This window comes from Paraburkholderia sp. BL17N1 (genome assembly GCF_003634175.1).
Lineage (GTDB): Bacteria > Pseudomonadota > Gammaproteobacteria > Burkholderiales > Burkholderiaceae > Paraburkholderia.
In genome coordinates this window covers 336500-360457 of sequence record NZ_RBIW01000002.1, presented here as the reverse complement: position 1 = coordinate 360457, position 23958 = coordinate 336500, and the positions used below count along the sequence as shown (strand labels likewise).

Genomic DNA, 23958 nt, shown 5'->3' with positions numbered 1-23958 from the left:
CTGACGGCGGCGTCGCTCACGGCAGCAGGTTGCGCAAACTCGGCAGCCGGTTGCCAAGCGACGCGTTGAGCGTGGCGATATCGTCCAGACGCATGGCGGCATTGAACGCGCCGACGAAACGGTCCACATGCGCGGACGTCCCGATCGGGTATTGAACGAGCTTCCAGCGATTCGTCGGGCTGTCGTTAAAGCGCAGTCCGCCTGCGTTGTAAGCCGCCGCGACGAGCGGTGGATCGAAACCGGTCAGACGCGCCTGCCGCCAGATATAAGTCGCGCCGGCTTCGATCGAGATAAGCGGATCGCACAGGTCGTCGAGAGCCAGTGCCGGGCGGCGCAGCGCATCGCGCGCCGTGCCGAGCAGCGTCTGCATCAGACCCACGGACACGCGCCCGGGTGTGAGCGCCGGGTCCACCTTGCTGCAGCCGGGTTCGCGCCGCTCCGCTTTCACGCGGCCGCCGCTCTCCGCGCAGATGCACGCGATCACCAGTTCGATCGGCACGGCGACTTTGCTGAGGATCGTGGCGAGCGCCTCCTTCTGCTCGGTGAAGACCTTCAGTGCCTGCGCGTGGTCCGCATCCGTGCAACTTGCATTGGCCTCGTTCTGCATGGTGACACCGTCACGGCTGAGCCGCCACAGCTCGCTCGACGAGAAATAGCGGTGCGGCTGCGTGAGCCGCGTCAACTGGTCGGCGCTCAGAATATCGCTTGCGGTGCGGTCGGGCAGCACCGGTGCGGTCTCGCCGAACAGCATCGCCCAGGTCTGGCGGCCGAGCACGCCATCGGCGACGAGCGCGCGGTTGTGCGTCTGAAAATCGACCACGGCGTCGCTGGTTGCGCGGCCGAACAAGCCGTCGCTGACGAGCTTGCTGCCCAGCTTGACGAGTTGCGCCTGCGCCTGGGCTACGTCGGCGCCGCGCATCATCGGCGAGGTCAGCCAGAGGTTTCGCATGAAAGTTGGCATCACGGGCATCCTTTTGCGGCAGAGAAGTTATCGATGGAGTTCGCCAGCGTTTCCATCCGTTTCGACAGGTCGGTGTTCGCGCCGGGGTCGGGTGTCAGTTGGCTGCGCGCATTGCGCAATGCAGGGCACATTTCGGCGGGCGGCACGCGGCCATTCATGGCTTGCACCGCCTGCTCGTCCGCCCGAAAGTAGCGTGCGTAGGTCTTGCCGTCGGGCTGCGCTTGCAGCTTTGCCACGGTGTCGTCGAAACGCTGCGTGAGCGCCGCGGCATCGCTTCCGGGCGCGGGTTGCGAGCGCATCGTCTTCAGCGCATCGGCAAGACCGGCCAGCAGTTTCGTGCGGTCCCGGTCGGCGGGCGGATCGGGGAGCAGGGTGATCGCCCGTTCGTAGTCGGATACCGCACACTGACGCGACGCCGCATCCTGCGCCGCGTCGCCGGTGTTCGTCAATTGCGCACAGGCGCTGGCCCGATAGCCGTACAGCTCTTCGCAAAGCGTATCGCTGCGGCGCTCGCAGTTGATCTGTTCCGCGGCCATTGCTCGCAACGGCGCGCGACTGCCTGTTGTTTTGGCGTTATCCGATGCCTGCTTCATGCGTTGCAACTGAGTGACGGACGGATCGGTGACGAACGGCACCGTCCCCGTCGTGCAACCCGCGATCGCGACCAACGCCGCGCCGCGCGCCAGCGCTTTCGTGATCATGGCGATTCCTCGGTCCTGGTCAGGACCAGTGCGGACTGTGCGGCCACGCTCAACGCATCCGTGACGAGGGTGACTGCCTGTTGCTTGTCGATCGGCAGTTTGCCGAGTGCTTCGCCGAGATAGACGAGACGCTCCAGTTGCGCGGCGGCCTTCGGATCAGGCAGAAGTTGACGCGCCGCATCGGCAAGCGTCTGCAGGCCCGGTTGCGGTGCGGCGTCGGCTGTGCCGGCCGTAAGGGTGGCGTCGGCGGGAAGCGCCTGCTTTGCGTTGAGATGCACGAGCGAGCCGAGGTATTCGTCGAAAGCGTGGGTGAGCTCCGCAACCGACGTGAACTCCGTGTCGGGCCCGCGCGCCGGCAGCACGTTGGCGGTCCGGTTCGCGATGTCGTCCGCGCAGGGTTGCGCGATGTCCGCGGCGTTGCGGCGTGTGCCGTCCTCATTCTTGCGTGTGGCGAGCGCCATCAGGGCGAGGCGAGTGGGCGGGTCGGCGTTCGGGAAGTGCGCCTGCATCAGCGGCGAAATGGCAAAGGCCGCGGCAGCCTGGGCTTCGTCCGGCGCGTCCGGCAGGAGGACAGGATCGAAGGGTTTGCTCAGCAAGGCGGCCTTGAACGTGTTCAGGTCGCGTTGACGCCCAGCGAGCCGTATGCCGGCAATGAGCACGCCGCCGACGATTCCGACCGGTCCGCCCGGCAAGCCGGCAAGGATCGGCGAGGCCGCCGTGCGCAGTACTTCGATCGACTCCGCCAGCGCCCCCGGCAGTCCGGCCGCTTCGAGCGCGGGCAAGCTGGCGCCGGCTTCCTGCAACACGCCGGTGACGCTCGCCGCATCCGCTTTGCCGCTCAGAAGCGGTTGAATCTTGCCGAGCAGATCACTCACGGTGGCGACGGTTGCCGCCGCGGCCGGTAGCGTCTCGCCGCCGAGTCCGAGATCGCTGACACCGCGCGCGACCTGTTGTATCGCCGTCAGACGGTCACGCAGTGAAGACAGCTGCGACTGCGCGCTCGGTGCGGCGTCCGCGGCGCCGGCGCCAGTCGCGCCCGCCGCGGTATCCGCGATGGTGCGCAGGGCGATCGTCGCGGTCTCCGCCGATTTATCGAACGCCGACTTCGTGACGGCGGTCATGCGGTCGGAGTTTTCCCGCTGCGCGGTCGTGGCGGCGTCGGCTGCCGTCTGAATGACGTTGGCGACGTTGGTGGCGGTGGCGTCGGCGGCCGCGTGCGCCTGGAGAATCGCTTTGCGCGCTTGTTCGCTGTTGCGCGAGGTGAAGTAAAACGTGATCACCGCGCCGACAAAACCCGCGATCGCTTCCGTATTGCCGAGGCTGAGATAGCCTTGCATCGCAATCACGAGAAAGCCGAACACCACGACGAAGAGTGAAAGAAGCGCCCGCACACTGCCTTCCGGAGCGCCGAGCGGCAACTGCAGCAGATAGGTGCGCCATTTATGCGGCCCTTCCAGCGATGCCCGTCTCCAGAACGACCATCGCACGAGTCCGACCACCAGCAACATGATGATGAGGCTCAGCGCGACGAACGAAAAGCTGGCGATGATGAGCGTGAACATCACGCGGTTGCGCTGGGCGTCGGAAGTGCCGCCTAGAAGACGCATGGCCTGCTCGCGAGTGAGCTGAACCTGATCGTCGTGACCAGGCACATTCGACGCGCCGAGCATGCCCAGCAACAGCTTGCGATCGAACACGAGCGGTGGCGGCGCGGCTTCCACGGCGCTGGCGCCGGTCGCACTCTGTGCGGCGCAGGGTTCAGCCGTCCCCAGCGCAAGGACGGTGAGCAGCAGGCAAAGTGCCCGCCAGAAGATCGACATGGCATGACTCCCAAGGACGGGACGAACCGCCATCCGGGCTGATGCATTCCGGGGACGGTAAGTCCGACCGCGACTCTGCGGCAGCCCGATCAAGGGCGGAAGAACAAACGGCTGAGGTTCCTGATCTGGCCGTTGCGTCTGATAACGCGCGTTGTTCAGAAGGTCGAGGTTCGGATTGCACATTGGAACGTAGCGGTTCTATCTGAGCACTCGCTGAATCAGTCCGGCGGTAATAGCCGCAACGTCAGGCGAAACGGACCGTCTGCACCTTCAGCCATCGTGTCGGCGGACAGAGCCAGTACATATCGTCCGGAACCAGGTAGCGTAATGACGGGTGGCAGAAAGGGGCCGTCCGAGTCGCCATCCGGATAGGTCAGCACCATATGCGCGGGCGGCCCTGAGAACGACCATTCCAGACGCATGCCTGAGCGAGCGGAGAAGGCATAGCCGACGCTATCCGCGTTGTGACGGAGCTGGCCGCTGACCACGATAGCGTCGGCGCTCGCGCCGACGGGCACCGTGATTTCGAGCGGAACAGATCGAACCGCTGGCCCGCAAGTCGACGGACAACCGTTACCGGCCGGCGTGTGGTCCGCGCAGGAACCGGTCAGGCAAGTGAGCAGTGTCCACAGCAACACGCGAACAATCGGCGGCTGAGCGCACCCGTGCATAGGATGCTCATGTGCCCCAGAAGGAGCGCAGTTCGTCCTCGTTGCCGTTGAAGATGTCGCGGTCGAACCGGCCAACGCCTGGTATTTCCGTAGGCGGCGGCCCAAGTGCGCCGTCGGTGTATTGCCACAGCGTCCAGCGGGTCCAGTTCGCCGGCACCACGGCGGTCGGTCCGTACTGCGCCAGCCAGAACCAGCAGTTGGATAGCACCGTGTCGGTGCCTGTTCCGAGTAGCTGCTTGATATCGTGGCCCGAATAGAATCCCGGGTATCGGCCAGTCGCTGACGCGACGTGCGTGACAAACGCGCGTGCTTCCTCGAGGCTCATGCTCGGTCCCGTCGGGTTCGATTCGAAATCGAGCGCGATCAGGGTGTTGGATACATCGCCGACAGCGTTGAGGAAGCTAACGGCTTGCTGCACCCCGTCGCTGTCCGTGCCGAAATGATAGGCGCCCCAGAGCAGCCCTTGCTGCTGTGCGCTTGCGCGATGACTGGCATACGTCGGATCCACACCCGTTACGCCCTGTGTCGCTTTGTGAATGACGCCGACTATTCCTGCCGCTTTTAGCGCGGAGAAGTCGACGTTGGCGTTGTGGTGGGATATATCGACGACAACGTTCGAACCGGTTGGCATAAGTTGCCTCGCTCGATTGACTGGTTTCGAAATGCGACGCGCGTCGATAGACCTGACATCGATCGGCAACGATATCGAGTCCCGGTTCGGGAGCGCTCACAGGCATCGCGGCTCGATAGACGAGCCGTTTCCTGCAAGCGATTGAGGGTCTCGCGCATCACGTCAATGCGCCGATCACACGCGGAGTGTTGGATTCAACGTTGCGACCAGAGGCGGGGCGCTCGAGTTTCAGGAAGCGTTCCGATTGCCGCACGTTGCGTTGAGTCTGGTACCTGCAAGAAAACAATAAGCGCTGCGTAAAGGTCTGAAACACAAAACTTCAACGCTGTGTGTGCTACCTCACATTCTTTTTCCGCCAGGTCAAATTGGCCGCGAGCGGCGATCATATGGACGGTCGGTTTGGGAAGTTTTGTACGCGGGCTAGCGTGGTCGCTAATACTAGGAGTCCATATTGTCGAAAGCAGATGCAGTCGATTCGTTTATCTGTATATGCATAAATACGGGACCATTTTCCATTCCTGTTCAAATGCCCGATACATCGTTCGTCCAATCAATGCGCTTGACCTGCTCGCGGTGGGAAGGGTTTCGCCATGCTTGCGTGTCCGATCTTCTCCAGTACTATCCCGCCACAGTTTCGCCTCCGCAAGACCGAAGCGTCGATCTGGAGAGTGCAGGGACCGCATAACCTCGGGGCACAGCTGGCCTGCCGGCCGCGGCGGAGGACATGATGAGCGACGATGAGAAGGTCGGACAGGCGCGTGGCGATGCGACGCGTCAATGCTGGTTACTGCGGCGCGCGCTCAAAGCGAAGATTTCCGAGGCCGAGCGGTTGATCGCGCAGGCATTCGAAGGCGGTATCGAGATCGACCCCGCGGACATGGCAGTCGTCAGACGCGCGCGTCACGCCGTATGGCATTTCACCGGTTCGGAAGCTCTTGAAATCGCGCTCGACCGAACGCTGATGCGGCTCGTGAAGCAGGTGCGATATCCCAATGCGCAAGTTGCCGAAGACTTGCGCCGCGCTGATGAACTTGCGTCGTACGCCGCTTTTTCCGGGCATAACCTCACGCCCGCCGACATCGCGGTTTTCTCGCGAGCGCGAGCCGCACAGAAGCAGGGGACTTGGGACGCGGATGTCGAGTCGGCTTTCTACCCGGCCGTGGATCGCCTGGCGAGCAGCACACTACCGGTGGTCGCGGAAACGGCGGGCGGCGAAGCGAGACGCGGCGCGCGTCGGGCGATCCGAATCTACACGTGGTCCGCCGTGGTGCTGACCTTCGCTGTCGTTTCGCTTTCGTGCCTGCTTTTCACGGTCAATCAGGTGTCTGACGACGTGCTGCATACCGTTCAGCTCAATGACGCGGGCTCGATGGCGCTGCACAATCAACTGGTGAGCTACGGCGAGAACATTGTGGTGTCGAAGCAGAAGACCGACCGTGAACTTCGCGCGCTGCTGGGATCCGCCTATCAGGAGACTTTCGAATCGGGCAACGCTACGCCCGAGGTGATCGACGCGAGAGAGAAGGCGAGCAACGAATTGTATGCGTTGAGCAACTCGCAGCCCGCGTTGCAGATCAAAGAGAATCTGCAACAATTCGCGACCAACAACAGGCAGCTATTCAACGACGTCCATCGCATCCGGCTGATCGGACGGGTGCTGAATCTATCCGTGACCAACCGGTATACGGATCGTGATCCGGATTGTGCCGAAACCGCGCCGAAAGCGGTGCTCGTTCCGGTCAACGCGGCTTCGCCTCCGGCAGCGTCGGATTGGATCTGTGACCAGAAACGGATTCGCGACAGTCTGGAAATCAAGGTGCCGATGCTGCAACCGGTCGTCAACGAGGGCAAGGACAAAGACAAGGACAATGACTTTTCACTCCATCCGGAGGGTGTGATAAAAGACGGATTCATCAAGATCGCTGCCTATCAGGATATCCGGGCAATGGCGCTGTATGGGCGCGAGATCATCCTTTCCTTTGTCGGCGCGCTGACCGGCTTTGTCCTTCCCGTGGTTTATGCGTGGCTGGGCGCATGCGCGGCGATCCTGAGGAAGATAAAGATCGAGTGTGAGACGAGCCGGTTTCATCCTGAGTACTCGAAGGTGGGGAACCGCTCGCATGTCACGTGCGCCATCATTGTCGGGATAGCGATCGGGCTATTCAGCGATCTTGTTCAGGGCGGCAAGAACATTTCGCCGCTGGGAGTTGCGTTCGTGGCCGGATATGCATCGGATAAGTTCTTCTATTTCGTGGACCGGTTGGTCGATGTGATTTTTCCTTCGCGACAGGCGGGCAGCGGTCCCGTTGCAACCGAGGAGCGCAGCGCCACGGCGACCGTGACTTATTCAGGCCTGCCGGTGAGCGGCGCTGCGTTTGCGGAACAGGTCGAGAAGCCGAAGTTCACGTAATCGATTCCGAATGAGCAAACGCGGACAGCTCGTATGCGGCCGTATGTGGATATCGATCGGGCTCGCGTCGATTTCACTCGCGAGGGCCCGACGCCGGATCACTTGTTGACGGAAGCCAGGAACGGTATCGACCTTTGCGACTTGTCGAGCGAGGCGGTATAGCGTTCGGCGCGCGGTCGTGCCGCGATCTGGACTGGCCTGCCGGAACAGCGTGCGACCTCCGCCGCCACGTCTTCGTTCAACCAGTTCCACCAGGACGTATTCCGTTCACCGAGAAGAATCAGGTCAGCCGCCGTCTCTTCGGCAACGGAAGCGATCGCGCGCCCGATCGTCATTCTGGTAAGCGGCAACGTCATCATGCGGACTTCGGCTGAACGCGCCTGACCGTCCAGCACGTCCCTGGCACGTGTGATCACCTGGCGGCCATGTTCCTCCATTGACTCGACGATCAGGTCGACGTAACAGTCGGCGGCGCCAATCAAACAGGGCGTCAGGTCGACTACGTGGAGCGCGACGATTTGGGCGTCGTACTTTCGAGCGGCTTCAATGGCGGACGCGAGGATGGTATCCGCGGGACTTGCACTGATTGCGACGAGTATCTTCGTGAACATTCTGGGTGCCTCTTAACTGGTCAGATGAGCTATCTTGACCATGCAGAATGAGCGCTGAATGAGCAGAGGTAGATTCGAAAAAAACAGCAACCCGTTTCGGCCCGGAGGCCGCGCATGGATTCGCGCAGACGCTGGGGCCATTACCCTTGATCGACATGGGCCGGTCTTGCGTCGCGGAGGCGGGCACGCGTGGGAGATCGGGACAATTCAGAATGAGAGGAGACTTCCCCGTTCCGATGCGACGCTGAAGGCGTCGACATCGAAATCGGGCAGCTTGCCATGCGCCGGATGCGCAGCCACTTCGACGAACCGTGCTCGTCAGAGACGCTCGCAGCGACTGTGCACATGAGCGTTCCCTCGTTCAATCGCCATTTCCGCGCAGTCACGGCGATGAGTCCGTTGCAGTATCAGAAGCATGTGCGCATGCAGGAAGCACGCCAGCCACTGCTGCACCGCGGGGTGCTTGTGCGTGGCGCAGTTGTCGGCGATCAGATGCAGCGTCTTGTCCCTGGGCGTCTTGCGGTCGATCTTGCGCAGGAACTTCAGCGACTCGACATGCGTATGGCGCTGCTCCCGTGACTGCCAGAGTCGGACAGCTGCGCCGCCGCGGCGAGCGAAACGTGGCTGCGTAGCCGGTTACGGCGCAGCCGTAAAGTATTCCGATAGCGTTCGTTAGAGTATCGGCGGCAGAAGGTACAGCGTCGTCGCAAACGTGAGATAGACCGCAGTGACCAGCACCCCCAGGAACCATGCGCTGCGCCCGCCATTGCACACGAGCGAGACGGTGAGCGTGGCAAGAAACATCATCGCGACGGCGCCCGGCCAGAACTGCAGGGTCATGGGCGCCGGGCCGAGAAAGTAGCTGGCGAGTACGAGCACGGGTGCCACGAACAGTGCGATCTGGGTAGCGCTGCCTAGCGCGATGCCGACACTCAAGTCCAGGCGGTTCTTGCGGGCGCCGGAGAAGGCCGCGGTCATCTCGGCGGCGGCCCCTACCAGTGCCACGACGACGAAACCGACGAAGGTGTCGGTCATGCCCATAGCCACCGCAGCTTCCTGCACCGACGCCACGAAGATCTCGCTGACCAGCCCCACGAGCACCGTGACGGCGCCCAGGATGCAGATCGCCAGCCTCAGCGGCCAAGGCTCGCCGTCCTCCTCGCCCTTTACGTCGCCATGCCTGACCGAACCGAAGAACTCCCTATGGGTCTTCAGCGAGAAAACCAGGCCCAGGGCATAGGTTACGATGAGCACGATTGCGAGGCACACACTGAGCTGCTGCAGGAACGCCTGCCCCGGCGCTTCGCCCGTGCCAGAAGCCAGCGAGGGCACGAGCAGCGCGATCGTGGCCAGGAACAGCTGGCCCGCCTGGAGCCTGGCGCTAGCCGCGTTGAAATCCTGCGTGTGATAGCGCATGCCGCCCAGAAGCAGGGAAGCGCCGAGCATGAACAAGGTGTTGGTGACGATGGCGCCGGCAATCGATGCCTTCACCAGCATATACTGCCCCGCGCCCAGGGCGGTCAGCGCGATCACCAGTTCGGTGAGGTTGCCCAGTGTCGCGTTGAGCAGGCCGCCGACGGCGTCGCCGGTCTTGGCGGCGACCGACTCGGTGGCATGGCTTAGCAGGCCCGCGAGTGGAACGATAGCCAGCACGGCCAGGATGAACAGCACCTGCCCATGCGCATGGAACAGGTGCTCCGCAGCGAGCACTGTGGGCACGAACACCAGCAGCCAGAGCAGCGGACTCCTGCGGATTTCGCGCCATAGCAGCGTCATTGCTTCACTCCGGTTTCGGTGCACCAGCGATTGATCGCGGTGCCCCTGGTGTCACTCATCGGTTGCGGCCGTAATTGCCTTGACGGCGACGGCAGCGACCAGCGCCGTCAGGATGATGCCGCACATGCCGATGAGGATGGCGAGCACGCGCCCGAGAAGGGTCTTGGGTGCGAGGTCTCCGTAGCCGATTGTCAGGCCGGTGACAAACGAGAAGTAAATCGATTCCTGGACAGACCAGCCTTCGCGCAGGCCGACAATGATGCCGAGCCCGACGAACAGCACGAGCACGGCTGACATGACGGGCCACACCAACCGCAGGCCAAAGAGCATGCCTTGAAGGAATCTCCGTCGCGTGGTGCGGCGATCCATGTCTTCTCCCGACTGGAGGGCAAAAAGCGGATCAATGAACGGGTTATCGGGCTTGCATGAGCATCATGCGCAGCCGCACATGAATGAGCGGATGCTCCTCCTGGAAAGTCGATCGATCTGAACGATCTAGTTCCGGCAGACCATCGAATAAATGGCCTGCCAGTTCACCGCATACGCACCCGCAACACGCTGGTTAAAACCCACCCGATCACCGGGTCTTCGCAACATGTTTCCTTTCCCAAGGGAGGTGAGAATACGAGTGCACCACCGCGAGGTAGAGAATATTTTGTCGTTCACGCTTTCGATACAGTCAGGATCTGCGAGGGCCACCGGCTGTATCAGCTACCTACGCTGGCACGCAACTCACGACCTCGTCTTCAGGACGCGGCACGCTGACACCCAGCTCACTGGTTATCCAATGAGTTTTAACTTGCGAGAATCGGCGTAGTAGCCTTGTCGGATTATAGGTGTCACCAGGTGGATGACGGCATAGGGCCTTCGTCCTATGCTTGCCCAGTGGCGGTCGAACCGCGGGCACTAGACAGACAGCTTTGTTCGCACGGGGGTCAGCAGGAGCGCCGGAACGGCATGCTACTGGCAGTCGCAGAGTTAGCCGTTCACCAAAGGCTTCGACCGATTGCGCGAGCATTTGTCGACCGAAGAATCATTCCGGAATCGTCGACAATTCCTTGCCGATCGCCGCAGCGATACATCACCACAAGCCGAGTTCCGACGTCGCATACTTTGTCGAGGATCTGTTCCCGCTGAGGTTCATCGAACTTAAGCCAAGGATAGTCAACGTTGCGGGTCGAGCAAGGCATCTCGAACGAGGTGCATCCTGCTGGTCAACGTCAGCGTCTCCTCGCTCTTGCTAGCCGGGCGACCTCGTTTTGCGACGCTGTGGAACTGGCGCTTTCGGGCGCGCAGCACCCGGATGAGCCGTTTTGTGATTGGATGCCGTGGGCGGCCTCGATGGCAGCACGGCTGACCGCACTTGCATACTAGGGCGTAGCGCACGGTAGCGCTTTGGGGGGCGCTGCGGAAAGCCGCTGAGGCAGCAGTGCGCTCTTTTTTGGCCGCCGCCTTTTTTCATCGAAAATTTTTTAGCGGCGGCTGCCTGCTCGCTGTACCCACGATTGGCTGCGGCCACCTGTTGGCGCATCCTCAAGATTTCGTTGGGATGCTCTGCAGCCGCCGGTGCACAGGCCGCGGAATTGTTTGGAGCCCGGACGGACGGGCTTGAAAGCACTGCAACGAAAATGGGCGAAGCGGCAACCAGAGAAAAATTCATGATGGGAGTCGCTCCGTTTGCACTATAAAGTGCCCTATAGCGCCACAAATGCTGTGGCGGCCTCGCCGGGGGCGCATTCGATATGCACATGGGAAAACTCGGAGTAAATTGTGTTTGCACCTGATATCGCCGTTGCCGTAGTCGTCGTAGTGACGGCTGCGTAGCGCTCGCCTTGTTTTACGACGCGGCCGCCAAAGTTCGCTAACCAGTCACCTCGGCTCTGGAGAACCTCATGACAGATATCGCACTTGCACGCAAAAATGCCTGCCTCGCGGTGGTTTATGCGGTATTGACGGACCTGATTGACGACAGCAATCTAATCAATGCGGCTCTACGTGTTGCGGATTACCTGGCGGATGATCTTGAAGGCAAGATCACCGAGACTGACGCCGTACTACTTGCTGTCGACGCATTAACCAAAGTTAATCGCGCGACTCGTCAGTGGTACGACGTCGAAGGTAACTCGATGGACGCGATGAGAGTCGCAGACTTTGTCATCGATGAGCAAATGAACGGGTACGACTGCGCAACCAGTCCACATAAAACGACTTCGTCTGCGGCGAGAATCCAGGCGCGAGCGGCCGCGGTAATTCGGCCAATGGGATCATCGATGCGGCCCGTTCACCACTGAGGCGCGAGCCTTGCGACCGCGGGCATCCTCAGCGGGAAACCGAGAGCGGGCTCAGCAGACGCGGGTGGTGACAAGACGCGTCTACTACGCCGCTATCGGCCGCCCATCGAGGAAACTCAGGCGGACGCGGCCGTAAAGCTCGTGTTCGACGGCCACTACCTCATGCCTTCGCTCTGATTTCGACGTGCGCCAAGAGAGCGCGGAAGTTTGTACTTGTTCGGGAAATGCTGTGGCGGGCTTCGCTAAGCGGATAAAACAGAAACTTGAAAAGCGTAACAGGCCAAACAGTAAAGACCGCCGTCGCGCGCCAGAAATGCGCCGTAGCTTGCAATCTACGTTCAGTAACATATGCTTTTTTTCAGAGTTCTTTCGGGCTTCTTTCCCGAACTCCATGCAACGGGCCGTCAGGCGCGAAACGGCCCGACAAAGCGACAGCGCCGCCGCAGCGCCCAACGCTTTTTCGTTCATCTCAGATCGAGGCGCATGGACAGGAGACGTCAGCATGAGCAACGATGGCGCATCGGACGCTTCGTATCCCTCCACGCTTTCCAGCGACGAACTTGGGCGCATCGACGCCTGGTGGCGGGCCTGCAATTATCTTTCGGTCGGGATGATTTATCTCAGGGACAACGCGCTTTTGCGTGAACCCCTGACAGTCGACCATGTAAAGCACCGTCTGCTCGGACACTGGGGCGCAAGCCCCGCGCTGTCGTTTGTCTGGGCCCATTTGAATCGCGTGATCAAGCGCGACGATCTCGACGTGATCTTCATGGCCGGCCCCGGACACGGTGCGCCGGGCGTACTGGGCCCCGCCTATCTGGAAGGCACCTACTCGGAGGTGTATCCGGACAAAAGCGAAGACGCCGAAGGCATGCGGAAATTCTTCAAGCAGTTCTCGTTTCCGGGGCATATTGGCTCGCATGTGACGCCCGAAACACCCGGCTCGATTCACGAAGGTGGTGAACTCGGTTACAGCCTCTCGCATGCTTATGGCGCCTCACTCGACAACCCCGATCTGATCGTGGCCTGCGTAGTCGGCGATGGCGAGGCCGAGACAGGTCCGCTTGCTACCGCGTGGCATTCGAACAAGTTCATCAATCCCGCGCGCGATGGCACCGTACTGCCGATCCTGAACCTGAACGGCTATAAGATCGCCAATCCGACGATCCTCTCGCGCATCAGCCATGAAGAACTGGCGGCACTATTCGAGGGATACGGTTATACGCCGTACTTCGTCGAGGGATCGGACCCGTCAGAGATGCATCAGAAGATGGCCAGCACGCTCGATACGGTCATCGGCGAAATCCGCGCGATTCACGAAAGAGCGCGCGCAAACAGCAACACCGAGCGCCCGCGCTGGCCGATGATCATCCTGCGCTCGCCGAAGGGCTGGACGGGACCGAAGGAAATCAACGGCCACAAGGTCGAGGGCTCGTGGCGCTCGCATCAGGTGCCGTTTTCCGATGTGCGCGGCAACCCCGCGAATCTCGAACTGCTGGAAAGCTGGCTGCGCAGCTACAAGGGCGAAGAGTTGTTCGACGACAACGGCCAGTTGCTCGCCGAACTGCGCGAGCTTGCGCCGCAAGGGTCACGCCGCATGAGCGCCAATCCGCATGCGAACGGCGGCGTACTGCGCCGCGAGTTGAAGCTGCCGGATTTCCGCGACTACGCGGTTGAGGTCACGCACGCCGGCAAGGTGTTGCGCGAGAACACCCAGCCGCTCGGCCAGTTCCTGCGCGACACGATGCGCTGCAACATGGACACGTTTCGCGTCTTTGGCCCTGACGAGACCGCATCCAACCGTTTGCAGTCCATTTACGAGGTCAGCAAGAAAGTGTGGATGGCCGACATGCTGCCCGAGGACGACGACGGCGGCGAACTCGCGCGCGACGGCCGCGTGATGGAGATGCTCTCGGAACACACGTTGATGGGCTGGCTCGAAGGCTATCTGCTGTCCGGCCGTCATGGCTTCTTTCACACTTACGAAGCGTTCGCGCACGTGGTGGACTCGATGTTCAACCAGCACGCGAAGTGGCTCGACGTGTGCAAGAATCATGTGCCGTGGCGCGCTTCCGTGGCCTCGGAGAACATTCTGCTTTCTTCGACGGTATGGCGTCAGGATCATAACGGCTTCTCGCATCAGGACCCCGGGTTCATCGATCTCGTGACCAACAAGAGCCCGTCGGTCACGCGCGTCTATTTACCGCCTGACGCCAATACGCTGCTCGTCGTGGCGGATCAATGCCTGCGCTCGACCGATTGCATCAATGTAATCGTCGCGGACAAGCAGAAGCATCTGCAATTTACGACCATCGACGAAGCGGTCGTCCATTGCGCGAAGGGCATGGGCGTGTGGCGGCGCGCGAGCAATGACGAAGATGTGGAGCCCGATGCGGTGATGGCTTCATGCGGAGACGTCGCCACGCAGGAAGCACTCGCGGCGACGGCTATTTTGCGCGAGCGTCTGCCCGAACTGCGACTGCGCTTCGTGAACGTGGTCGATCTGTTCAGGATGCAGCCGGTGACAGAGCATCCGCACGGCTCTACCGAGCGCGAGTTCGACAGCCTGTTTACGGTCGATAAGCCCGTGATTTTCAATTTTCACGGCTACCCGTGGCTGATTCACAAGCTCGCATATCGTTTTCGCAATCACGAGAATCTGCACGTTCGCGGCTACACGGAGAAAGGCAACATCAATACGCCGCTCGAACTCGCGATTCTCAACAAGGTGGACCGTTTCAACCTGGTGCTCGACGTGCTCGACCGCGTGCCGCGCTTGCAGGGCAGAACCGCGCATCTGCGAGACGACATGAGGAATGCAATTATCCTCAACATGAATTACGCGCACGAGCACGGCACCGATAGCCCGGAGATTTCCGAATGGGTGTGGCCGTATTGACCGGTTCGTCGTCTGCGCCGTGCATCTCGCGCTCGCATGGCTCGAATCAAACTCTTTCTGGCGAGCGTCAAAAGCATTAGGAGTTGTCGCAATGAAAGCTCCTGAGGGTCCCCTGCGCATCGCGTTGAGCGCGCCACTTTCGGGCGTGCTGGTGCCGTTGGATAGCGTGCCCGATCCGGTCTTCGCGCAGAAGATGGTCGGCGACGGCGTGTCGATCGATCCGACGTCGGATGAGTTGCTGGCGCCGCTTTCCGGCAAAGTCACACAATTGCATAGCGCGAGCCATGCGCTGACGATCACCGGCGAGAACGGGCTGCAAGTCCTGTTGCACATCGGGCTCGACACCGTGCTGTTGCGCGGCGAGGGCTTCATGCCGCTCGTCAAGGAAGGCGACACCGTCGCGGTCGGCACGCCGCTGATCCGCTTCGACCCGGTGGTGGTCGGTGCGAAGGCAAGCAGCTTGCTCACGCAGATGGTGATCGCCAACGGCGAACTCGTCACCCGCTATGTGCCCGCTAAAGGCCTCGTCAACGCGGGCACCGACACGGCCCTGTATGTCGAGCTGGCCGGCAGCATCGCGGACAAGGAGACGGCGGGGGCGGCCCGCGCAATCCTCTCTGGCGAAATCACGCTGCCCAATCCGGCGGGCCTGCATGCGCGGCCCGCCGCCGTCGTCGCTGTGGAAGCGAAGAAGTTTACGTCCGAGATCCGCCTGCTGCGCGGCAGCGACAGCGTCAACGCGAAGTCGGTCGTCGCGATCATGGGGCTCGCCACCACGCTCGGAGACAAGCTGCGCGTCGAGGCCCGCGGGCCCGACGCAGCGGAAGCAGCGAGCGTGCTTGCGCGACTGCTCGCCGACGGTTCTGGCGAAAAGCCCGGCGACGCACCCGCGTCTGCGGCAAATCCAGTACCTCCGGTTTCAAGCGCCGAGCCAATCGCCACCCGCGCCGCAGGCACCGAGGCCGACCCTAACGAGTTCACCGGGGTCTGCGCTTCGCCGGGACTCGCCGTCGGCAACGTGGTGCAGTTCCGCCAGCAAGTGATCGACGTGAACGAAGCGGGCGAATCGCCGCAACGCGAGCGCGCGAAACTCGAAGCGGCGCGGCACCAGGCGCGTCAGCAAATCGAAGCGCTGAAAGCGACGCTCGCCGATGCGTCGAAGGCGCAGATTCTGGCTGCGCATCTCGAACTGCTGGACGACCCCGACCTGAGCGATATGGCGATCGCCAGCATCAGCGAAGGCAAGAGCGCGGGCTTCGCGTGGCGCGAGGCTTTCCAGAGCCAGGCGAGCACGCTTGGGAAGCTCGACAACCCGCTGCTGCGCGAACGTGCGGGCGATGTCCGCGACGTCGGCCGGCGGGTGCTCGCGTTGCTCGCGGGCGTCAGGCAGGCGCAAATCGACGTGCCGCAGGACTCGATTCTGGTTGCCGAAGAACTGTCTCCGTCTGACACCACGTCGCTCGATCGCAGCAAGGTGCTCGGCTTCTGCACGACGACCGGCGGGGCGACGAGTCATGTTGCGATCCTCGCGCGTTCGCTCGGCATTCCCGCGATTTGCGGTATCGATGCCCGCGCGCTGCAAGTCGCCGACGGCACCCCCGTCGTGCTCGACGGTTCGCGCGGCCGCTTGCGGCGCCACCCGAGCGCCGACGAACTGGCGCAGGCGCACGAACGCATCGGGCGCCAGGCCGCCAAACGCGAAGCCGAAAAGCTCGCGGCGAGCAAGCTCGCAATGACGGCCGACGGCCACCGCATCGAGGTCGTCGCGAACATCCGCAATGCGCAGGAGGCGCGCGACGCGGTGGCGGCCGGCGCCGAAGGCGTGGGCCTGTTGCGCTCCGAGTTCCTGTTCGATGCGCGCGACACCGCGCCATCCGAAGACGAGCAGGCCGCCGAATACTGTGCGGTAGCCGAGGCGCTCGGCCGCGAACGTCCGCTTGTGGTCCGCACGCTCGACGTCGGCGGCGACAAACCGCTGTCGTATCTGCCCCTGCCGAAGGAAGACAATCCGTTCCTCGGTTTGCGCGGCGTGCGGGTGAGCCTGGCACGTCCCGACATTTTCCGCACGCAATTGCGCGCGATCCTGCGCGCGGCGCCGCTTGGCAATCTGCACGTGATGTTCCCGATGATCGCGACGGTCGAGGAAGTGAAGGCCGCGCGCAAAATCCTGCTCGAAGAAGCCGGCGACCACGCGGCGAGCGTCAAGGTCGGCGTGATGATCGAAGTGCCTGCTGCCGCGCTGATCGCCGAGCCGCTCGCGCGCGAAGTCGACTTCTTCTCGATCGGCACGAACGACCTGACGCAATACACGCTCGCGATGGACCGTGGTCATCCTCAACTCGCAAAGCAGGCCGATGCGCTTCACCCTGCGGTACTACGTCTGATCGGCATGACGGTCGAGGGCGCGCACCGGCACGGCAAATGGGTCGGCATTTGCGGCGGCATCGCGTCGGACGCGATGGCCGTGCCCGTGCTCGCGGGCCTCGGCATCGACGAGCTGTCGGTCAGCATTCCCGCTATCGGTTCGGTCAAGGCCCAGCTTGCGCGGCTGACGATGGCCGAGGCCAGCAAGCTCGCCGCCGACGTGCTGCGTCTGGGCACCGCCGCGGAAGTCCGCGCGCAACTTTCCCGTTTTTCCGACTGAGCGGATCAAGAGGAGACCTGCCATGTTTTCGCATGCGTTCGGAGTCTTGCAGAAGGTCGGCAAGTCGCTGATGCTGCCGGTCGCGGTACTGCCAGTGGCCGGCCTGCTGCTCGGTCTCGGCGCAACCGACTTTCACGGTTACGTGCCGGCGGTCGTGCTCGCGCTGATGAAGAACTCGGGCGACGTGATCTTCGCGAACCTGCCGCTGATCTTCGCGATCGGTGTCGCGCTCGGCTTCACCGAGAACGACGGCGTCTCGGGCATTGCCGCGACGATCGGCTATCTGGTGATGACGGCGACGCTCGGCGTCATCGCGAAGGTCGAAGGCATCGAGCCCGACATGATCATGGGCATCCCGTCGATCCAGACCGGCGTGTTCGGCGGCATCCTGGCCGGTGGCCTCGCGGCGTGGATGTTCAACCGCTACTATCGGATCACATTGCCGTCGTATCTCGGCTTCTTCGCGGGCAAGCGCTTCGTGCCGATCGTCACGGCGATCGGCGCAATCGTGCTCGGCGGCATCCTGTCCTTCATATGGCCGCCGATCGGCAGCGGCATCAAGGCATTCTCGCACTGGGCGGCGGTGTCCGACCCGCGCACCGCAGCAACTGTTTACGGTTTCGTCGAGCGTCTGCTGATTCCGTTCGGCCTGCATCACATCTGGAACGTACCGTTCTTCTTCGAAATGGGTAGTTACCTCGATCCGACGACCGGCAAGACGGTGCACGGCGACATCACCCGTTTCTTTGCGGGCGATCCGAGCGCGGGCATCCTCGCGGGCGCATTCCTGTTCAAGATGTTCGGTCTGCCCGCGGCGGCGATCGCGATCTGGCACTGCGCGAACCCGGAGAAGAAAGTGGCCGTCGGCGGCATGATGATTTCGGCCGCGCTGACGTCGTTTCTCACCGGCATCACCGAGCCGATCGAATTCGCGTTTCTGTTCGTCGCGCCGCTCCTTTACTTCATCCACGCGTGCCTCGCGGCGTCGGCGCAGTTCGTCGCGAACACGCTGGGCATGCGCATGGGCTTTACGTTCTCGCAAGGCGGGATCGATTTCCTGATGTTTAACCTGGTCGGTAATAAGGGCACCCACGCCTGGTACGTTTTCGTTCTCGGCCCAATTTACGCGGTGATCTATTACGGCGTGTTCCGCTTCTTCATCACGCGCTTCAACCTGAAGACGCCCGGCCGTGAGGACGACACGGTCGAAACGGCGCCGCCCGCCACGAGCGGCACAGGCGGGCGTCCGCGCGAACTGGTGCTTGCGTTCGGCGGACGCTCGAACATCACCAGTCTCGACGCGTGCATTACGCGTCTGCGCGTATCCGTGAAAGACCCCGCGCGCGTCAACGAAGCAAAGCTGAAAGCACTCGGTGCAGCGGGCGTGATGCGCGTCGGCAATGGCGTGCAGGCGATCTTCGGGCCGCTGTCGGAGAACCTGAAAACCGACATGCAGGAGTATCTGAAGACGGCAGGCAGCGACGCCGACCTGGCCCCGGCCGGCACGCCCGTCACACCGGACGAACCAATGGCTAACGCGGGCGCTACGGCTGCTGCGGTGCTGGCGGGTTCAGCGCAAAGCTCGGCGCAGGAAATCGCGCGTGCGGAGAGGATTCGCGCGGCACTCGGCGGGGCGGCCAATATCATCAAGCTTGAAGCGCTAGCAGCCACGCGCTTACGCGTCGAGCTGTCCGACATCTCGCGGATCGACGCGGCGGCGCTCAAGGCTGCGGGTGTGCCTGCCACGCAAGCGTTGAAGAACGGCGCGATCGACCTGCTGGTCGGACTCGGCGCCGAGAATCTCGCGAATGCGCTGCACTGGACACCGACAGGCCATCCAACTCCGGCATGACATGCGAGGGAAGCGATCATGAACGATGTTTCCGTAGCGGATGCGGCTTCGAACGTGAAAGCCGCGTCGCTCGATGTGAGCGGCTACGCATTCCAGCACGACGTGGTGAGGAATCTGATTTGCCGCGCGGGGCGCTACCCGGACATTGCGGGCCCGCACGACTGGTACATGGCGCTCGCCTTCAGCGTGCGTGATCGCATGCTCGCGTGCTGGGCTGCATCGACGAAAGTCTATGCGGCGAAGGACGTCAAGGTGGCCTGCTATCTGTCGGCGGAGTTCCTGATCGGACCGCAACTCGGCAATAATCTGCTCAATCTCGGCATGCAAGACGAAGCGCGCGAAGCCATGCACGCGCTCGGCCAGGATCTCGACGTGCTGCTCGCGATCGAGGAAGAGCCGGGACTCGGCAACGGCGGACTTGGACGCCTTGCCGCGTGCTACATGGATTCGCTGTCGACACTCGAAATACCGGCAATCGGTTACGGCATCCACTACGAGTTCGGCATCTTTGATCAGGAGATTCGCGACGGCTGGCAGGTTGAGGTGACCGACAAATGGCTGCAGAACGGCAACCCATGGGAAATCGTGCGGCCGGATGTGAGCCACTACGTAGGCTTCGGCGGATACACACAGCAGCAGACTGACGACGAAGGCCGCCTGCGCGTGAGCTGGATACCGGCGCGGCAAGTGAAGGGCGTCGCCTGCGATCTGCCAGTGCAGGGCTATCGTGTCGATACCTGCAATGTCCTGCGGCTGTGGAAGAGCGAAGCGGTGGAGTCGTTCGACTTTCAGGACTTCAACGCCGGCCAATACTACGAGGCGGTGCAGGAAAAAGTCGTGTCGGAAACCTTGTCGAAGGTGCTCTATCCGAACGACGAGCCAGAAGCGGGCAAGCGCCTGCGTCTCGCGCAGCAGTACTTCTTCGTTTCGTGTTCGCTGCAGGACATGCTGAGGCTGATGGAACTGAAGGGCACTTCGATCGACCATTTCGCGGACCTGTTCGCCGCGCAACTCAACGATACGCATCCGTCGATCGCGGTGGCCGAGTTGATGCGTCTGCTGCTGGACGTGCGCGGGCTTTCGTGGGATACCGCGTGGGACATCACGCAGCGCACCTTCGCGTACACCAATCACACGCTGTTGCCCGAGGCGCTCGAAACCTGGGGTCTGCCGCTGTTTCAGAGCCTGTTGCCGCGCCCGCTCGAAATCATCTACGAAATCAATCGACGTTTTCTTGACGACGTGCGGCGCATTTTTCCCGGCGACGACGCGCGCGTGACGCGTATGTCGCTGATCGACGAACGCGGCGACAAGAAAGTGCGCATGGCGCATCTGGCCACGGTTGGCAGTCATGCGGTCAACGGCGTGGCCGCGTTGCATTCGGATCTGCTACGCCAAACCGTGCTTCGCGATTTCGCCGAGATATATCCGCAGCGCTTTCTCAACGTCACGAACGGCGTGACGCCGCGCCGCTTCCTGATGTTGAGCAACCCTGGTCTCACGCGTCTTCTCGATCAAACGATCGGCCACGAATGGAGCACCGATCTCACGCAGCTCGACGCACTTGCTGCATACGCCGACGATGCCGGCTTTCATGAAGTGTGGCGCGCGATCCGGCGCGACAACAAGGCCGCGCTCGCGGCGCGGATCGCGAGCGCAACGGGCATCGACGTCGATCCGACCGCGCTGTTCGACATTCAGGTCAAGCGCATTCACGAATACAAACGCCAGCATCTGAACGCGCTGTACATCATCAGTCTGTATCACCAGCTATGCCGCAATCCCGCGCTCGACATCGCGCCGCGCTGCTTCATCTTCGGCGGCAAGGCCGCGCCGGGCTACGCGATGGCCAAGCTGATGATCCGCCTTGTCACCGGCATCGCGGAAGTCGTCAATCATGATCCGCTGATCGACGGCCGGCTGAAAGTGGTCTTCTATCCGGACTTCAACGTCAAGAACGGACATTGGGTCTATCCCGCCGCGGACTTGTCCGAACAGATTTCAACAGCGGGCAAGGAAGCATCGGGCACGGGCAATATGAAGTTCATGATGAACGGCGCGGTGACGATCGGCACGCTCGACGGTGCGAACGTGGAGATCCGCGAAGAAGCGGGCGCCGACAATTTCTTCCTGTTCGGCTTGACCGCGCAGCAAGTCGAAGAGGCCAAGCGCAACGGCTATCGCCCGTCCGACTACCTGCAATCCAACGACGACTTGCGCGAAGCGCTCGCGCAGATCGCACAAGGGCGCTTCTCGCGCGGCGATGCGGACGTGTTCAGGCCGCTCGTCGACAATCTGCTGCACGCGGACCCATTCCTCGTGCTGGCCGATTTCGCGGATTACGTCGCGTGTCAGCAACGCGTCAGCGACGCGTGGCGCGACTCGAGCAGCTGGACGCGAATGTCGATCATGAACACGGCACGCTCGGGTAAGTTCTCGTCGGATCGCGCGATCAGCGAGTATTGCGAGCGCATCTGGAATGCGCATGCGGTGAGGATCGACCTTGGTCAGCCGTAACACCGACATTACGCGCGGCTACGAGGCGCGGCCCGGTTCGCGATTTCCGCTCGGTGCGTCGGTCGTGCCGGAGGGGGTCAACTTCTGCATTTTTTGCCGGCATGCGACTCACCTCGAACTACTGCTTTACGCTTCCACGGATAGCATCGAGCCGTTTCAGATCATCGGACTCACGCCCGAAAGGAACCGCACGTTCTATTTCTGGCATGTGCTGGTCGAAGCGCTTCCTGTGCCGTGTTGCTACACGTGGCGCGCCTACGGCCGTCATGGCGTGCCGCAACTCGACGACGAGGCACTGGGCCGTCGCGAGTTGCTCGACCCCGCCGCGCGCGCGGTCAGCGACCGCCAGTGGCGGCGCGAGCCCGCAGCCGATGGGCACGAGCCCGGGCATACGTCCTATAGAGCCATCGTCACCGAACCGCTGGACAAACGCGAAGAGGTGGCCGTGCGCACGCTCGACGACGCGGTTATCTACGAATTGCATGTCGGCGGCTTCACACGCGATCCATCGAGCGGCGTACGACATCCGGGCACGTTCGCGGGGCTGATCGAGAAGATCCCTTATCTGAAGGAGCTGGGCATCACGCACGTCGAACTGCTTCCTGTGATGGCCTTCGATGAGCAGGACGTGCCGGCATCGGCCGCCGCCAAAGGGCTCGTCAATTACTGGGGCTATAGTACCCACAGCTTCTACAGTCCGCATCCGCGCTATTGCGTCGAGCCTGAGCGAGCACCGCAGGAATTTCGCGCGCTGATCGACGCGATGCACGCGGCCGGCATTTGCGTGCTGCTTGACGTGGTGTTCAATCACACCGCGGAAGCGGGACTGAGCGGTCCGGTGATCAATTTCAAGGTGCTCGCCAACGAAGTCTTCTATCACGTCGATCCGGCGGACGGTGGGCGTTATCTCGACTACACCGGCTGTGGCAATACGGTCAACTGCAATCATCCGCTGGTGTCGGCGTTCATCCTCCACTGCCTCGAGTACTGGGTGGAGGAACTCGGGGTGGACGGCTTTCGCTTTGATCTGGCGAGCGTCTTCACGCGCGGCGAAGGCGGCGCGCTGCTGCGTACGCCACCGTTGCCGTGGGCGATGGAAGCGTCGCCAGTGCTCGGGCGCGTGCCGCTGATCGCCGAGGCGTGGGACGCGGCGGGTCTGTATCACGTCGGTGCGTTTCCGGGCATGGCGTGGGCCGAATGGAACGGCCGCTACCGCGATGTGATCCGCCGTTTCGTGCGGGGCGATCCGGGACTGATCGGCCTGATGTGCACGTGCCTCGCGGGAAGCGCGGATCTCTATGAAGCGGACGGCAGACTGCCCGCAAACAGCATCAACTTCGTGACCTGCCACGACGGCTTCACGTTGCGCGATCTCGTCAGCTACGACGCGAAGCGCAACGAGGCGAACGGCGACGACAACCGCGATGGCAGCAACGAGAACCTGTCGTGGAACTGCGGCGCCGAGGGCGACACGGACGATCCGTCTACCGCCGGCCTGCGTTTGCGGCAGGCGCGCAACTTCATGGCGATCCTGTTGCTAAGCCAGGGCGTGCCGATGCTGCTCGCCGGCGACGAAATCCTGCGTAGCCAGCGCGGCAACAACAATGCGTACTGTCAGGACAACGCGCTATCGTGGATGGACTGGCACTTCTCCGATGGCGCGCTCGACATGCTGCGTTTCGTGCGCGAGATGATCGGGCTTCGCAGGCGTCACGCGAGCCTGCGCCGTCGGCGGTTCCTCACGGGCCGCGCCGGGCATGGGCAAACGCATCCCGATGTCGCCTGGCATGGCGAACGGCTCGGCGTTCCCGCATGGGGCGACCCGGGCGCCCGGCTGGTGGCGTTCACGCTTGCGGGACATGCGCCGGGCGAACCCATGTTGCACATCGTCCTCAACATGAACGCGGATGCGCGCGATGCAGAGCTTCCCGCCCTCGACGACGCGAAGTGGCGGCGGATGGTCGATACGGCCGCGGAACCACCGGCGGACATTGTCTCGACTGTTGAAACAGCCCGCGTCGAGCGCGTTACCTGCCGTGTAGAGGCGCGCAGTGTCGTGGTGCTTGAATCACGATGAATGCACGCGACGCATGGCGTGTGCGCCGTTGCGCTCGTGCTCGGCGCTTGCGCACAACCGGAGCAGCGTGTGCAAATGGGGATGAATGAACAGGTGG

16 protein-coding genes and 2 pseudogenes are annotated in these 23958 nt (G+C 62.5%); 8 read left to right on the top strand and 10 right to left on the bottom strand.

Annotation, left to right across the window (positions count from 1 at the left end):
- Positions 1 to 16 precede the first annotated feature (16 nt).
- From B0G82_RS39805 to B0G82_RS21460, 5 genes are all read right to left on the bottom strand, one after another.
- Positions 17 to 961 carry a peptidoglycan-binding protein gene (locus tag B0G82_RS39805; RefSeq protein ID WP_199730155.1) on the bottom strand — a complete coding sequence of 315 codons (945 nt, stop codon included), beginning with the start codon at positions 959 to 961 and terminating at the stop codon, positions 17 to 19.
- The gene (locus B0G82_RS21475) at positions 961 to 1662 is read right to left on the bottom strand and encodes a hypothetical protein (RefSeq protein WP_121308964.1); all 702 of its coding nucleotides are present in this window, start codon (positions 1660 to 1662) and stop codon (positions 961 to 963) included. The genes B0G82_RS39805 and B0G82_RS21475 overlap by 1 nt, the downstream gene beginning before the upstream one ends.
- Positions 1659 to 3482, bottom strand: a complete 1824-nt coding sequence (locus tag B0G82_RS21470) for a hypothetical protein (RefSeq protein WP_121308963.1) — start codon at positions 3480 to 3482, stop codon at positions 1659 to 1661. Before B0G82_RS21470 ends, B0G82_RS21475 begins: the two co-directional genes overlap by 4 nt.
- Positions 3483 to 3700: 218 nt before the next feature.
- Entirely contained in the window at positions 3701 to 4153 is a 453-nt protein-coding gene (locus B0G82_RS21465; protein ID WP_147439555.1) for a hypothetical protein, read from the bottom strand.
- Between the two features lie 7 nt (positions 4154 to 4160).
- Positions 4161 to 4784, bottom strand: a complete 624-nt coding sequence (locus B0G82_RS21460) for a glycoside hydrolase family 25 protein (protein ID WP_116145405.1) — start codon at positions 4782 to 4784, stop codon at positions 4161 to 4163.
- Between the two features lie 724 nt (positions 4785 to 5508).
- Between B0G82_RS21460 and B0G82_RS21455 the strand changes: the two genes are divergently transcribed.
- Positions 5509 to 7194, top strand: coding sequence for a hypothetical protein (locus B0G82_RS21455; RefSeq protein WP_147439553.1), 1686 nt, complete (start codon positions 5509 to 5511; stop codon positions 7192 to 7194).
- Positions 7195 to 7292: 98 nt separating this feature from the next.
- Here B0G82_RS21455 and B0G82_RS21450 read toward each other — a convergent pair whose 3' ends face one another.
- On the bottom strand, positions 7293 to 7805 hold the full coding sequence (locus tag B0G82_RS21450) for a universal stress protein (protein ID WP_116145401.1): 513 nt from the start codon (positions 7803 to 7805) through the stop codon (positions 7293 to 7295).
- Positions 7806 to 8084: 279 nt separating this feature from the next.
- Here B0G82_RS21450 and B0G82_RS41225 point away from each other — a divergent pair.
- A pseudogene (locus tag B0G82_RS41225) lies at positions 8085 to 8201 on the top strand (AraC family transcriptional regulator); the annotation flags it as partial.
- Between the two features lie 39 nt (positions 8202 to 8240).
- Here B0G82_RS41225 and B0G82_RS40540 read toward each other — a convergent pair.
- The 3 genes and pseudogenes from B0G82_RS40540 to B0G82_RS21435 all read right to left on the bottom strand — a co-directional run.
- Positions 8241 to 8372 (bottom strand): annotated as a pseudogene (locus B0G82_RS40540) (IS630 family transposase); the annotation flags it as partial.
- 105 nt (positions 8373 to 8477) lie between these two features.
- Complete coding sequence (cax, locus tag B0G82_RS21440) at positions 8478 to 9581, bottom strand: calcium/proton exchanger (protein ID WP_121308959.1); 1104 nt, start codon at positions 9579 to 9581, stop codon at positions 8478 to 8480.
- Between the two features lie 51 nt (positions 9582 to 9632).
- Positions 9633 to 9950 (bottom strand): potassium channel family protein, encoded by a 318-nt coding sequence (locus B0G82_RS21435; protein ID WP_181916827.1) that lies wholly within the window; start codon positions 9948 to 9950, stop codon positions 9633 to 9635.
- 1523 nt (positions 9951 to 11473) lie between these two features.
- Here B0G82_RS21435 and B0G82_RS21425 point away from each other — a divergent pair.
- Positions 11474 to 11872: a hypothetical protein gene (locus tag B0G82_RS21425; RefSeq protein ID WP_121308957.1), complete on the top strand. Its 399-nt coding sequence runs from the start codon at positions 11474 to 11476 to the stop codon at positions 11870 to 11872.
- Between the two features lie 84 nt (positions 11873 to 11956).
- On the opposite strand, the gene B0G82_RS39480 is transcribed toward B0G82_RS21425, so the two are convergent.
- A complete protein-coding gene (locus B0G82_RS39480; protein WP_147439551.1) occupies positions 11957 to 12340 on the bottom strand; it encodes a hypothetical protein in 384 nt (127 codons plus the stop codon).
- 34 nt (positions 12341 to 12374) lie between these two features.
- Here B0G82_RS39480 and B0G82_RS21420 point away from each other — a divergent pair, with 34 nt between their 5' ends.
- The 5 genes from B0G82_RS21420 to B0G82_RS21400 all read left to right on the top strand — a co-directional run bounded on the left by B0G82_RS21420 (position 12375) and on the right by B0G82_RS21400 (position 23861).
- The gene (locus B0G82_RS21420; RefSeq protein ID WP_121308956.1) at positions 12375 to 14771 is read left to right on the top strand and encodes a phosphoketolase family protein; all 2397 of its coding nucleotides are present in this window, start codon (positions 12375 to 12377) and stop codon (positions 14769 to 14771) included.
- A gap of 91 nt (positions 14772 to 14862) precedes the next feature.
- Positions 14863 to 17415, top strand: a complete 2553-nt coding sequence (gene ptsP / locus B0G82_RS21415; protein ID WP_121308955.1) for a phosphoenolpyruvate--protein phosphotransferase — start codon at positions 14863 to 14865, stop codon at positions 17413 to 17415.
- Between the two features lie 22 nt (positions 17416 to 17437).
- Entirely contained in the window at positions 17438 to 19267 is a 1830-nt protein-coding gene (gene ptsG, locus B0G82_RS21410; protein WP_116145387.1) for a PTS glucose transporter subunit IIBC, read from the top strand.
- An 18-nt stretch (positions 19268 to 19285) separates the two neighbouring features.
- Entirely contained in the window at positions 19286 to 21784 is a 2499-nt protein-coding gene (locus tag B0G82_RS21405; RefSeq protein WP_121308954.1) for a glycogen/starch/alpha-glucan phosphorylase, read from the top strand.
- Positions 21771 to 23861: an isoamylase gene (locus B0G82_RS21400; protein ID WP_116145383.1), complete on the top strand. Its 2091-nt coding sequence runs from the start codon at positions 21771 to 21773 to the stop codon at positions 23859 to 23861. Before B0G82_RS21405 ends, B0G82_RS21400 begins: the two co-directional genes overlap by 14 nt.
- Positions 23862 to 23958 lie beyond the last annotated feature (97 nt).